We start from the raw sequence: 12,286 nt of genomic DNA, 5'->3' as shown, positions 1-12,286 counted from the left end.
CTCGGGCCCCAATCTGCGCCGGACCAGCGGCGCGGTCTACACCATCACCGGCACCGGACTGAGCGCCGCCGTGCCGGCCGGGGCCTCGCGCCGGATCATGGCGGCCGGGGACCTCGTCGTCGTCGATATCCCGACCTGCGTCGAGGGCTACCATGCCGACCAGAGCCGCACCTATGCCATCGGCCGGGCCAGCGCGCGGGACCTGGAGCTCTTCGGCCGGCTGCGCGAGGTGTCCGATCACGTCCTCGACAACCTGGCGCCGGGCCTGACCGTCGGCGACGTCTATTCCCTGGCGCTGGGGCGGGCGACGGCGCTGGGCCTGGAGCCGTCGTTCCTGGCTTTCGAGTCCCAGCCGGCGGCCCGCTTCGTGGGTCACGGCGTCGGCCTGGAACTCAACGAGCCGCCGTTCCTGGTGCGTGACGGCCCAGAGACCCTGCAGGCCGGCATGGTGGTGACCCTGGAACTGCACGTGATGGAGCCGTACCGACTGCCCCTCAAGCTGGAGGACACGGTGCACCTCACGCCGGCGGGAGTGGAGATCCTGACCCGCTCGCCGCGCGAACTGACGGTGGTGACACCCGGCTGAGGCCGCAAGGGGACCGGAGCGGCGGTGCGTCTCTACGTCGCCCGATAACTCCGCACATCGACGACGCGGCCCTGGGACGCGGCCTTCTCCCCCGGGAGATGCGCCTTCACCCAGGCGCGGTTCGCCTCGAGCTCGGGGCGTCGAGCGGGCGGCCCCGGGCTGCCGGCTCGCTTCGCCACGAGGCCGCTGGTCCGGCGCCCGCCACCCGGGTGGTGCGGTGCGCGATACCCCGACGGCGCCGAGGGGCTGGTAGCGGTTCCGCCCGCCTTCTGGGAGGGCCGCGACGGGGATCGGGGCCCTGGTCAGAGGCCAGCCGGCCGCGAGGGGGAGAATGGCGAGGCGACGGCGGGCGATGGGAGGGGAAAACACGGGGACCCCCTTCCCGCGTTCCGGCCCGGTACGGGAAGAGGGCCTCCTGTGCGGCTGCGTCTCGGCCGGGGTCTATGTCCTGCGGTACACCCGCTTGATCGCCCCCAGGCCGGCCAGCCCGGCACCCAGCAGGATCAGCGTCGCGGGCCCGGGAACGCTGCCATCCCCGCATGGAGGCGTTCCCGGCACCCCGCAGACAGGCGTGAGGGTCGGGTCGAACCAGATGTGATGGTTCCTCACTACCGAGGAGATCAGGGGCTCGATCGACCCCTCCAGGACCTTCCCATTGCTCAGGCCGTCGCCGAAACCGACGGCCGCCGGGGTGCCGCCGAAGCCGCCCGTGCCGCCGCTGGCATCACCCGTCTCCCACTGCATGTCCTTCCACCAGAAGCCGATGGACCCTTCCCCGGGGGGGATGACGAAGTCGGGTCCACGCACGATCAGCTGGAAGGAGTCGAGCTTGTCGGCATGCGAGCCGAAGTAGCCGACCGCATCCCAGGTCACGATGATCTCGTTCGGGATGTCGGTGCGGAGATGCATGAGCCCGCTCGCGGCATTCCTGGTGTCGACATCGGCGAAGAACGGGGAGATGATCGGCTGGCTCGCCCCCTGGGGCCCGGTCGGGGTGAAGGCGGAGATGCCCCCGGTGAAGCTGATATTGCCGTTGTTGTTGGCGAAGAATTCGGTATAGGTGCTACCGAAAAAGGACAGGGAGAACCCGAGCGGGATCGGTCCCCTGAAGGCGTCGTCGTTGCGGATCGGATCCGCCGAGCGCGGCACGCCACCGTTCCATGCCACGGCAGCGCCAATCCCGCCTCCGATTGCGTCGGTGTAATACGTCGTGGACGGGATGAGCGCGCTCTGCGGGATGACATCGACCGCGGCCTCAGCTGTCAGGCTCAGGAGGCCGAGCAGCGCGAGCGCGGCCACCGCACCCTTCGATATCCTCTTCATGACCTCTCCCCTTTTTGCTCCCGTTCCCAGCAGGCCCGCGACGCGCTCGGCCCCGGGCCCGAGCCATCCTTGGCCGAGCACCCGCCCATGCAGGCACTCATAGGGAGCTGGCACGCAAGACAGGTGCCACGCTGCCGCCGGATGTCATCTTCGTCAATCATGGCAGGGGCTTGCCAAGAATGATGGGTGTGGCCGCGAACCTCCCGGAACAGGTCCGCGCGAAGGGATTGTCATGTCCATCGACACCGAGGCCCGGGTGAAGCAGCGGAGAAGGACTCGAGACCGGCCGGGGATCCCCCGGCGCGCCCTCGTGCTCGATCCGGGAGTCAGGGACAAGCACCAGAAAACAGTGACTTGGCCAGCTCCATGCGCCAGCCCGCACCCAGCGAACCTACCAGGCAGATCCGTGAAAGCGTAAGGCCGCCCGACATCTCGGCCGATGCGCCCGCACGATTCCCGAAGAAGTTATCCGCGTCGATCCCCAATCTTGCCTACTTGACTAGTACGACGGTTTCGTCTCTCCCGAAGGTTCCCCGCCTGAGTCCGCTCGCAGGGCTATGCCCGCAGCAGCTTCGGATACCGCGTGAGGGGCACCGGCCCCTGCTGGGATACCCACACGGTGTCCTCCAGCCGGACCCCGAAGGACTCGCGGTAGATCCCGCAGTTGCCGATGGCCAGCACCATGCCGGCCGCAACCCGCTCGACCTTCTCCTCGCCGTGAATCACCGCGTGGCCTCCCGGAATGGGCGCCTCCTCGTGCTCGATGCCCACACCGTGGAAGACCGGGCGCAGGAAGGCGTCCTCGAGTCCCCGGCGCCCGAGCGCCGTGGCCATCGCCGCATCCACGCCCACGAGCGGCGCCTCGGGGACTGCGGCCGCGATGCCGCGCTCCTGGGCGTCGCGGTACGCCTCCATGGCCTCGGCCATCTCCTGCGTCACCTGCCCCACCAGGATGGTGCGGCAGAGATCCACCGTGTAGCCGCGGGCGACGGGCGCGACATGCACCTGCACCGCCTCACCGGCCTCGATGGGCTTCAGCGAGGCGGGACCATGGGCCATGGCCGAGCGCCAGCCTGAGGCCACGTAGGTGGGTGAGGCCCATCCCTCGGCGCCGGCTTTGCGCATGGCGCGTTCCGCCTCGCCTGCCACGTCCGTCTCACGCATCCCCGGACGCAGCGCGCCCGCGGCGGCGGCCATCCCGGCGTCCGCCACAGCGGCCGCTGCCTGGAGGCACTCGATCTCCGGGACCTCCTTGAGCATGCGCAGCCGCGACAGGATGGGAGCGGCAGGCACCACGCGCGCCTTCGGCAGGATATGCGCCGTGAACACCTCGTAGAGCGCCGCGTCGAAGAAGTTCTTCTCCAGCGCGACGGTCGCCTCCGAGAGCCCATGCTCGGCGAGCACGTCCCGGAAGCCGTGGAACATCTCCTCCTCGCTGCGGAAGGCCCGGATGTCCGTGGCCGCCGACGCCCTGCGGACGCTCGGAAGATCCGAGGCCGGCACCGCCACCACGCAGCGGCCCGCGCGGGTGAGGAGGCCCAGGGCGCAGGGCCGGCCGTCGCCGGTGAGATAGGCGAGGTTGGCGGGCTTCATCAGGAACAGGGCATCCACCCCGTGCCGCTCCATCACGGAGGCCGCACGGGCCCAGCGGGATCTGAAGTCGAAGGATTGCGCAGCCATGACATGTCCCCCCCGGGTCCGGGCGCATGGATCCGTGCTCCCGGGCCCCCGGGTTCACCAAGCAACCGCGGTGCCACGACGGCGTCTGCCGGATCAAGGGCTTGGCCGCGGGGCGCGGGCCGCCGACTGGGGAGAGCCCGCCCCACCGGGCGCCGGCTGCCCCGGGAAGCCGCCCCAGGCCTCCGGCGCGGGTCGCCAGCTCTTCCACGCGGCCGCCTTGCCGAAAGCGGGCGAGGATCGAGAGAGGACCGGCCCCGCGGCCGAGAGATCATCCGGCGCGCCGGGCCGCCGTCATCGCACGAGGCGCCCGCGGTCACGGCCCAGCTCCGGCACGAGCACGCGGTGTTCCTGCGGGCGCTACGGTATCCTGTTCCCGATCGCAGAACAGATCCTGGACGAGCGGGCATCGTCGCGTGGCGGTATCTCGAGGAGGGGCCGGGGGTCTGGCGAGTGGAGATCCGGGAGACGTAATGGCGTTCGCGCATCGGCGCATGCCCTTCATGGTTCTGGGAGCGCTGTCGCTCCTCGCGGCCCTCTGGGCGGGACTGATCCGCCTCGGGTGGGCCCTACCGCCGTTCACTGCCACCGTGCCCCCGAGCCACGGGCCCCTCATGGTGAGCGGCTTTCTCGGGACAGTGATCGGGCTCGAGCGGGCCGTCGCCCTCCGCCGCCGCTGGGCGTACGGGGCGCCGCTCCTGGCCGGGCTCGGGGGGCTCGCGTGGATCATCGGGCTGTCGGTCCACGTGGGGCACGCTCTCACCGCAGCAGGGAGCGCCTTCCTGATCGCGATCTTCGTCACGCTCTACCGCCAGCAACCCACGGTCTACCTGGCCGCGATGGGGCTGGGCGCCGTGAGCTGGCTCGCGGGGACGCTGGTCTGGCACTGGGGCGCCCCGCTCCATCGGGTGGCCTCGTGGTGGATCGGCTTTCTGGTCCTGACCATCGCCGGAGAGCGCCTGGAGCTCTCGCGCTTGATGCGCCTCGGGGCGTGGAGTCGCGCGGGGTTTCTCGCGGCAGGCGGAGTGTTCGTCCTGGGCCTCCTGGGCGATCTCTCCGCCCCGGAACTCGGCGTCCGGCTGAGCGGCATCGGCCTGCTCGCGCTGGCCGTGTGGCTCCTCCGGAACGATATCGCCTGGCGCACGCTGCGCCAGTCGGGGCTCCCGCGCTACATGGCGCTCTCGATGCTCACCGGCTATGGCTGGCTCGGGGTCGGCGGCCTGCTGTGGCTCGGCTTCGCCGATCGATTCATCGCCGGCCCCTTCTACGATGCCATGCTCCATTCCATCTTCCTGGGCTTCGTCTTCTCCATGATCTTTGGCCACGCTCCGATCATCCTGCCGTCCGTGCTGGGCGTCGCCCTGCCGTTTCGCCGGGCGTTCTACGCTCACTGGGCACTGCTTCACCTCTCGGTGCTGGCCCGGGTCGGGGGCGACCTCGGCCTCCCGATGCTTGCGCCGGCATGGAGCGGCCTCGCCAATGTGCTGGCGATTGTCCTCTTCCTGGTCAATAGCGCCCGGGCCGTGAGGCTCGGGCCGGAGGCCTGAGCGATGGCGCCCACGACGGCAGCGGTTCTGGAGGCCTTGAAGCACGTCTACGACCCGGAGATTCCCGTGGACGTGGTCAACCTGGGGCTCGTCTATGACGTGGGGATCGAGGCCGGCGTCGTGCGGATCAAGATGACGACGACCTCGCCGGGCTGCCCGGTCGGGGACTATCTGGCTCAGGAGGTGGAGCGAATCGTCGGGAAGCTCGATGCTGTCGAGCAGGTCCGGGTGGAATTCGTCTGGGATCCGCCCTGGAGCCCCGAGCTGATGAGTGCCGATGCCAAGAAGTCCCTGGGGTGGGGCTAGCCTGAGTTCCGCAGTGCGGACAGTGGCCCGCTGCGCTCACCCCTGGGCCCCAGCGGCAACCCGCGAGGCTGGCCGCGCCGATCAGGGCCGGCGTGAGGATGGGCTTGGGGAGGAGCGTGCTCAGGGCCGGACGGCGCCGGCGGCCAGCGGGCGGAAGCGCGGCAGCGTGACCGTGTCCGTCAGGCGGTCATAGACGATCCGGACAGGCTGGCCTATCCTCACCGTCTCCGGCGGGGCATCCACCAGGGTGCTGAGCATCCGGGGACCCTCGGCGAGCTCCACCAGCACCACGGTGTAGGGCACGTCGTCCTTGAACTCGGGCGACGGCGGGCGGTAGACGGTGCTGAAGGAGTAGATCGTCCCCTCGCCCGAGGCCTCGCGGTGCTCGAGGTCGCCTCCCAGGCAGCGGCCGCACATGGCGCGCTGATGGACCTGGACATGCCCGCAGCCGCGGCAGCGCTGGAGCAGCAGCACGCCGCGGTGGAGTCCCTCCCACCAGGCCCGCGTGTCGTCGTCGATGGGCGGCAGGGGCTTCCCGGCGCTCATGCGCTCCGCTCCGTGCCGAGGATGACGGTCGCGTTGGTGGCGAAGCCCCCGCCCAGGCTGTGGACGAGCCCGAGCCGGGCGCCCTCCACCTGCCGCCCCTGGGCCTCGCCTCGCAGCTGCCGCACCACCTCGGCGATGTGGAAGAAACCGCCCGGGATGCCCGGGTGGCAGTAGGAGAGCAGGCCCCCATGGGTGTTGGTGGGGATCCGGCCGCCGAAGGTGATCTGACCATCGGCGACGAAGGGGCCGCCCTCGCCCTTGGGGCAGAAGCCGAGGTCCTCGACCATGGTGACGACGGTGCCCGTGAAGCAGTCGTAAATCCCCGCCACGTCCATGTCGGACGGGCCCACGCCCGCCATGCGGTAGGCGCGCTCGGCGGAGATGCGCGCCCCCGTGGTCGTGAGCGACTCGGCGCAGAAGATGTGCTCCTGGGTGTAGGACTCGCCTGCGCCCAGCACGTACACGGGGCGCTTCTTGAAGTCCCGCGCGCGCTCGGCGCTCGTGAGCACGAAGGCCACGCCGCCGTCACTGACCAGGGAGCAGTCGAGCACGTGATACGGCGTGGTGACCATCTTGGAGGCGAGCACGTCTGCCACGGTGATCGGCGCCGTCATCTGCGCCCCGGGCGTGCGGCGGGCGTGCTCCCGCATCGTGACCGCCACCTGCGCCAGCTGCTGGGGCGTCGTCCCGTACTCGTGCATGTGGCGCTGCGCGGTGAGCGCGAAGGTGGTGGGGACCAGGAGCCCGAAGGGCGCCTCGTACTGGGGATCGCGGCTCGACACCAGCGCCTTCACGGCCAGATCGCGCGTCATCCCCGAGAGCATGTTGTCGCCGCAGCAGACGACCACCACCTCGGCCAGCCCCGCGTGGATGGCGGCGGCGGCCAGGCTGATGGACGCGGCCGCCGTCGCCCCCGAGACCTCGAGCGTGTTCGAGAAGGTGGGCTGGATGCCGAGGTACTCGCTCACGGCCACGCTCATCCGGTGGAAGGGGGCGACGAAGGAAGTGCCGGTGAGGAGGCCGTCCACCCGGGACTTGTCGAGGCCCGCGTCGCGGAGCGCCACGCGCGTGGCTTCCGCGTTGAACCAGAGCGCGCTCTTGCCGGGAACCTTTCCCACGGGGGTCTCGCCGACCCCGACGATCGCGACCTGGCCTTTCAGGCTCCGCATCGCGCTGCCCGCCTCCGCTACCGTCCCTGGAACCGGGGCGGCCGCTTCTCCTCGAAGGCGCGCACGCCCTCGAGCATGTCGGCCGTGTGGTCCAGCGGCTGGCGCAGCGCCCGCGCCAGCTCCAGGGAGGAGGTGAGATCGGCCTCGTAGCAGGCGTTCACGAGCCGCTTCAGGGCTTTCACGGCCAGGGGACCGTTCTGCGCGATCTCCGCCGCCAGCATCCGCGCCTCGTCCATGAGGCGGTCGGGCTCGACCACCTGCTCCACCATCCCCATCCGGAGCGCCTCGGCGGCCGGCCAGCGCCGGCCCGTGTAGAGGACGAGCTTGGCCCGCCCCTTGCCCACGAGCCGCGTCAGCCGCGCGGGGCCGCCGGCGCCGGGGAAGACGCCGAGCCGGACCTCGAGCAGTCCGACCTCGGCCCGCTCGGAGGCAATGCGGATGTCGCAGGCAACGGCCATCTCCATGCCGCCGCCGAAGCAGAAGCCGTTGATGGCGGCGATGACGGGCACGGGGAGGACCTCGAGGCGGTCGAAGCAACGGCCGAGCCGGAGCGCATGCTGCCAGCGCGCCTCCAGGCTCATGGCCCCGCGCTCCTTGATGTCGCCGCCCACCGAGAAGGCGCGGTCGCCGGCGCCCGTGGCGATCACGGCGCGGACGTCAGGCGCGGCCTCCAGCCGATCCAGCGCGGCCTCGAGATCGCGCGCCAGGTCATGGCCCATGGCGTTCATCGCCTCGGGCCGGTTCAGCGTGAGCGTGGCGATATGCCCCTCGACGGTCAGGACCACCTGCGGCTCAGCCATGCACCTTCTCCTCTGCCTCTGGGGTCAGGTCTTGCAATCCGACATTTCAGCTCAGTGTCCTGTTGGAATGCAAGACCTGACCCCGGGTGGGGCTAGCCCGGGATCACGCCGTTCCAGCGCCGGACGGGCCGGCGGGGCTTCCGGGCGAAGGTCTCGAAGCGGCGGCAGAGCTCATCGCGCAGCGCGGAGCCGGGGATCACCGCGTCGATGAAGAACTCCGAGGCGATGCGGTAGATGTCGATCTGCTCCTCGTACTCCCGGCGCTTCTCCTTGATGAAGGCCTCCCGCGCCTCCCCCTCCAGCGACATGATCGTATTGAGGTGGATGGCGTTGATGGCGGCCTCCGGCCCCATGATGGCGAGCCGGGCCGTCGGCAGCGCGATGCAGGCATCCGGCAGGAACGACCCCCCGTTCATGGCCATGTATCCGGCGCCATAGGCCTTGCGCACGATGACCGAGAGTTTGGGCACCGTGGCCTCGGCGATGGCAAAGAGGAGCTTGGCCCCGTGACGGATGATGCCGTGGCGTTCCACCTGACTGCCGATCATGAACCCCGGCACATCCGCCAGGAAGAGCAGCGGGATGTTGAACGCGTTGCAGAGCCAGACGAAGCGGGCCCCCTTGTCGGAGGAGTCGCTGAAGAGCACACCGCCCTTGACCTTGGGCTGATTGGCCACGACCCCGATGACGCGGCCGTCCAGACGCGCCAGCCCCGTGATCAGCTCGGGCGCGAAGAGGCGCTTGATCTCGAAGAAGGAGCCCTCGTCCACGAGTCGGTCGATGACCCGCTGCATGTCGAAGACGCGGTTCTGCTCCGGCGGGACCAGCTCGTCGATGGACTTGCCCTCGGCGGGCCGGCGGGCGGCCGCGGACGCCGGCAACTCGCTCCACGAGCGCGGCATGTAGGACAGGTACCGCTTGAGCACGGCGAGGGCCTCCTCCTCGCTGGCCACCAGCACGTCCCCGAGCCCGCTCACGCTGCAGTGCATGCGCGCTCCGCCCATCTCTTCCATGGTGACCTTCTCGCCCGTGGCCATCTCCGACATGCGGGGAGAGCCCAGATAGGCCGAGGCATGGCCGTCCACCATGATCACGAGATCGCAGAAGGCCGGGATGTAGGCCGAGCCCGCCGGGGAGGGACCGAAGAGGACGCAGATCTGCGGCACCACGCCGGAGAGGAGAACCTGGTTGTGGAAGATGCGCCCCGCGTGGTTGCGGTTGATGAAGATGTCGAACTGCTCGTCGAGCCGCGCCCCTGCCGAGTCCACGAGATAGAGCATCGGGATCTCGGCATCCCGCGCGATCTCCTGGATGCGCTGGATCTTCTGGATGGTGAGCCGGCCCCAGGCGCCCGCCTTGACCGTCATGTCGTTGGCCATGATGGCCACCGGGCGGCCGTCGATCGTGCCGCTGACGGTGACGACGGCGTCGGCCGCCAGGTCGCCGTCGACGCAGCGGGCCAGGAGCCCCTCCTCGACCATGGTGCCCGGATCGAGCAGCCGTTCGAGCCGCTCGCGCACGAAGAGCTTGCCCTCGTCGTGCATCTTCTTGTGGTACTTCTCGTGGCCGCCGCGCCGGGCGACCTCCGTCCGCTGGCGCAGCTCCTCGGCGGGGGAGGCCTTCGGCCTGTCGGCCGCCTTCGGGATGTCGGTGCTCATTACCGGGTTCCCTCAGCGAGAAACGCCATTGGACCTCTCCGTGTCGGGAGTTGGGGGGACGCACGCGCCGTCGTCAGGATGCGGGGCCCGCCGGTGCCACGGCGATTCTAGCCGGTGCGGAGGGCCCCGGCAAGGTAAGGTGTGAGGCCCGCGCCGGCCGGGGGTGTGGCATACTGCGGCCGAGCGGCGCACCCGCAGCACCGCCAGGAGGGCTCACGGTGGCGAACGATCGCGGACTCCTGCCCAAGGCGACGCGCGAGGAGCTGAGCGACGAGCTGCGCCGGCGCCTCGAGCGCTGGTACCGGAACGCCTACGAGGACGACAACCTGTTCCTCACCATGGCCCGCCGGCCGGGGCTGCTGGACGCCACCTGGGGCTTCATCCGTTACATCTACGGCGGCGGCTCGAGCATCGAGCCTGAGCTGTTCGAGCTGGTGCGGATCAAGCTGGCCTGGAACAACCGCTGCGTCCACTGAAGCCTGGCGCGCTCGTCCTCGGCCGTGGGCCGGGGCTCGCTGGAGGAGCAGGTGGCGAAGCTCGCCGACTACGAGGCCTCCGACCTGCCGGAGCGGACGAAGATGGCGCTGAGGCTGGCCGACAGGCTCTGGGGCGATCATCGCTCGGTGGACGGCGCCTTCCATGCCGAGCTCCGGCGGCACTTCACCGACGACCAGATCCTCGACCTCGGCATGTGCGTCGCCTTCGCCTCGGGCTGGCAGCGCTTCGTGGAGGCCTTCCAGGTCGTCCCTGACCGCTGGGCCGCCGGGGACGCACTGCCCTGGCCCGGGCCAGCGCCGGAGGCGCCGCGCTCGGGCTGAGGCGCCGCGGCGACGCCACCATCCCGGCCTGCGGGTCGCCGAGGTGGAGCGCCTGTCCCTCGCCGAAGCGCTCGAAGATGCGCCGCGCCAGGAGCGCCATGCGCGCCGTCGGCGGCGCGCCGGGCGGCGCTGGCCGGCTCAGGAGGCAGCCTGAGACTTAGCCTGAGACTCGCGCCGCTTCCGCTCGGCCTTCCGGACCTCCTCCTGTAGCCGGTAGCCCGCCGCGACCCGGTCCCAGGCGGCTCCCGTGACGTCCGGCTGTCGGAGGAGGTACTTCTGCACCTTGTTGTTCGGGGTCCGCGGGAACTCCGGCAGCGCCACGAGATAGCGCGGCACGGCGAAGTGGGGCAGCCGCTCCTCGCACCAGGCCAGGAACTCCTCCGGGACCAGGCGGGCCCCCTCGCGCAGCACGAGACAGAGCTTGATCTCGTCCTCGCCGCCGACGAACTCCGACGGCACGGCGACGGCGGCGCTCTCGGCGACATCCGGGTGGTCGGCGACGACGCACTCGATGTCGTACGAGGAGATGTTGACGGCGCGGCGGCGGATGACATCCCGCATGCGGTCGACGAAGTAGTAGTACCCGTCCGCTTCGCGCCTGAGCGCGTCGCCCGTGTGGTACCAGACGTTCCGGAGGGCCTCGAGCGTCTTGTCGGGCATCTCCCAGTAGCCCTGGTTGAAGGCCCAGGGCACTCTCGGCCGCACCAGGAGCTCCCCCACCTGGCCGTCCGGCAGCTCCTCGTCCGTCTCGGCATCGGCGATGCGGAGGTCGAACCACTCGGAGACGGCCTTGCCGCAGGAGCCCGGCCGGACATCGTCCCAGGGCATCATGGTCACGACGCCGATCTCGGTCATGCCGTAGTACTCGAGCACCTTCCCGATCCCGAAGCGCCGCTTGAAGTCCTCCACGATGGCGGCCGGCGCCGGCTGGCCGAGGACCACGCGCAGGCGGTGATCCCGGTCGCCCGCGCGCGGGGGCTGGCGGTAGACGAAGTCCATCATGACCCCGAGGAGATTCGTCACCGTGGCCCCGGACAGGCGGATCTGCGCCACCCACTCGCTGGCGCTGAAGCGTGGGCAGATCACGGCCCGCCCGCCGCGCAGCATGGCCGGGTAGACCTGCATGATGGGGGCATTGCCGTGGTAGAGCGGCGTGGCGACGAAGTAGGCATCCTCCGCCGTCAGGCGCGTGAGGTTGGCCGTCGCCTCGGCGAACACGTAGCAGTGCGCATGCGGCAGCATCACGCCCTTGGAGGGCCCGGTCGTCCCGGAGGTGTACATGATGGCGCTGAGGTCGCGGTGCGACAGCTCCACCTCCGGCGGGTCGTCGCGGCGGGCCGGGACGGCCTCGAGCGGCAGCGCGCGGAGGCGCTTGAAGCGGGGCCACGGCATCTCCCCTGCCCCCCGCGCCGCGTGGACGACGACGGTCTCGAGGCCGGGGAGCCTGTCCTCGCTGGACTTCAGCCGCTCGAGGAACTCCCCTTCGGCCACGATGAGCCGGCCGCCGGAATTGGTGACGACGTGCTCGAGGAAATAACCCTTGTAGGCGTTGTTGACCGAGACCTCGATGGCGCCCAGCCGGTTGATGGCCCACCAGACCAGCATGAACTCCACGCAGTTGGGGAGCATGACGAGGACCCGGTCGCCCCGTCCGACACCGAGCGCCGCGAGCCCATGGGCGAAGCGGTTGACGAGCCGGTCGACCTCGCCGTAGCTCAGCGCCGGCTCTCCCAGGAACTCGAGGAAGGGGCGGTCCCCGTGAGTCCGCGCGCGCTCGGCGAGCACGCGCGGGAATACCCAGTGGCGCCGGTCCGGAAAGCTGAGCGTGAGCGGCGGGAAGTCGGCCATGCCTTGGG

Annotated in this window: 12 protein-coding genes; 5 read left to right on the top strand and 7 right to left on the bottom strand. The window is 70.5% G+C overall.

Features of this window, described 5'->3' with window-relative positions:
• The coding region (locus HYV93_16795; protein MBI2527627.1) for an aminopeptidase P family protein at nucleotides 1–586 on the top strand (586 nt) is incomplete at its 5' end.
• Nucleotides 587–1,027: 441 nt separating this feature from the next.
• Here HYV93_16795 and HYV93_16790 read toward each other — a convergent pair.
• Together HYV93_16790 and HYV93_16785 are read right to left on the bottom strand one after the other, a co-directional pair.
• The gene (locus tag HYV93_16790; GenBank protein MBI2527626.1) at nucleotides 1,028–1,870 is read right to left on the bottom strand and encodes a PEP-CTERM sorting domain-containing protein; all 843 of its coding nucleotides are present in this window, start codon (nucleotides 1,868–1,870) and stop codon (nucleotides 1,028–1,030) included.
• Nucleotides 1,871–2,464: 594 nt separating this feature from the next.
• Complete coding sequence (locus tag HYV93_16785) at nucleotides 2,465–3,589, bottom strand: aminopeptidase P family protein (GenBank protein ID MBI2527625.1); 1,125 nt, start codon at nucleotides 3,587–3,589, stop codon at nucleotides 2,465–2,467.
• A gap of 470 nt (nucleotides 3,590–4,059) precedes the next feature.
• On the opposite strand from HYV93_16785, the gene HYV93_16780 reads away from it, so the two are divergent.
• Together HYV93_16780 and HYV93_16775 are read left to right on the top strand one after the other, a co-directional pair.
• Entirely contained in the window at nucleotides 4,060–5,133 is a 1,074-nt protein-coding gene (locus HYV93_16780; protein ID MBI2527624.1) for a hypothetical protein, read from the top strand.
• A 3-nt stretch (nucleotides 5,134–5,136) separates the two neighbouring features.
• A complete protein-coding gene (locus HYV93_16775) occupies nucleotides 5,137–5,439 on the top strand; it encodes a metal-sulfur cluster assembly factor (protein MBI2527623.1) in 303 nt (100 codons plus the stop codon).
• Nucleotides 5,440–5,559: 120 nt separating this feature from the next.
• Here the strand turns inward: HYV93_16775 and HYV93_16770 are convergent, their stop codons facing one another.
• The 4 genes from HYV93_16770 to HYV93_16755 all read right to left on the bottom strand — a co-directional run bounded on the left by HYV93_16770 (nucleotide 5,560) and on the right by HYV93_16755 (nucleotide 9,612).
• Nucleotides 5,560–5,985, bottom strand: coding sequence for a Zn-ribbon domain-containing OB-fold protein (locus HYV93_16770; GenBank protein MBI2527622.1), 426 nt, complete (start codon nucleotides 5,983–5,985; stop codon nucleotides 5,560–5,562).
• Nucleotides 5,982–7,154 (bottom strand): thiolase, encoded by a 1,173-nt coding sequence (locus HYV93_16765; protein MBI2527621.1) that lies wholly within the window; start codon nucleotides 7,152–7,154, stop codon nucleotides 5,982–5,984. Before HYV93_16765 ends, HYV93_16770 begins: the two co-directional genes overlap by 4 nt.
• Before the next feature lie 17 nt (nucleotides 7,155–7,171).
• Nucleotides 7,172–7,954 carry an enoyl-CoA hydratase/isomerase family protein gene (locus tag HYV93_16760; GenBank protein MBI2527620.1) on the bottom strand — a complete coding sequence of 261 codons (783 nt, stop codon included), beginning with the start codon at nucleotides 7,952–7,954 and terminating at the stop codon, nucleotides 7,172–7,174.
• Nucleotides 7,955–8,046: 92 nt separating this feature from the next.
• Nucleotides 8,047–9,612 carry an acyl-CoA carboxylase subunit beta gene (locus tag HYV93_16755; protein MBI2527619.1) on the bottom strand — a complete coding sequence of 522 codons (1,566 nt, stop codon included), beginning with the start codon at nucleotides 9,610–9,612 and terminating at the stop codon, nucleotides 8,047–8,049.
• A gap of 218 nt (nucleotides 9,613–9,830) precedes the next feature.
• Between HYV93_16755 and HYV93_16750 the strand changes: the two genes are divergently transcribed.
• Both HYV93_16750 and HYV93_16745 read left to right on the top strand, forming a co-directional pair.
• On the top strand, nucleotides 9,831–10,088 hold the full coding sequence (locus tag HYV93_16750; protein ID MBI2527618.1) for a hypothetical protein: 258 nt from the start codon (nucleotides 9,831–9,833) through the stop codon (nucleotides 10,086–10,088).
• A 51-nt stretch (nucleotides 10,089–10,139) separates the two neighbouring features.
• Nucleotides 10,140–10,430, top strand: a complete 291-nt coding sequence (locus tag HYV93_16745; GenBank protein MBI2527617.1) for a hypothetical protein — start codon at nucleotides 10,140–10,142, stop codon at nucleotides 10,428–10,430.
• Between the two features lie 138 nt (nucleotides 10,431–10,568).
• On the opposite strand, the gene HYV93_16740 is transcribed toward HYV93_16745, so the two are convergent.
• Nucleotides 10,569–12,278 (bottom strand): AMP-binding protein, encoded by a 1,710-nt coding sequence (locus HYV93_16740; protein MBI2527616.1) that lies wholly within the window; start codon nucleotides 12,276–12,278, stop codon nucleotides 10,569–10,571.
• Nucleotides 12,279–12,286: the final 8 nt, after the last annotated feature.

It is taken from the genome of Candidatus Rokuibacteriota bacterium, assembly GCA_016188005.1.
GTDB lineage: Bacteria > Methylomirabilota > Methylomirabilia > Rokubacteriales > CSP1-6 > UBA12499.
This window is presented reverse-complemented; position numbering and strand designations above follow the sequence as displayed.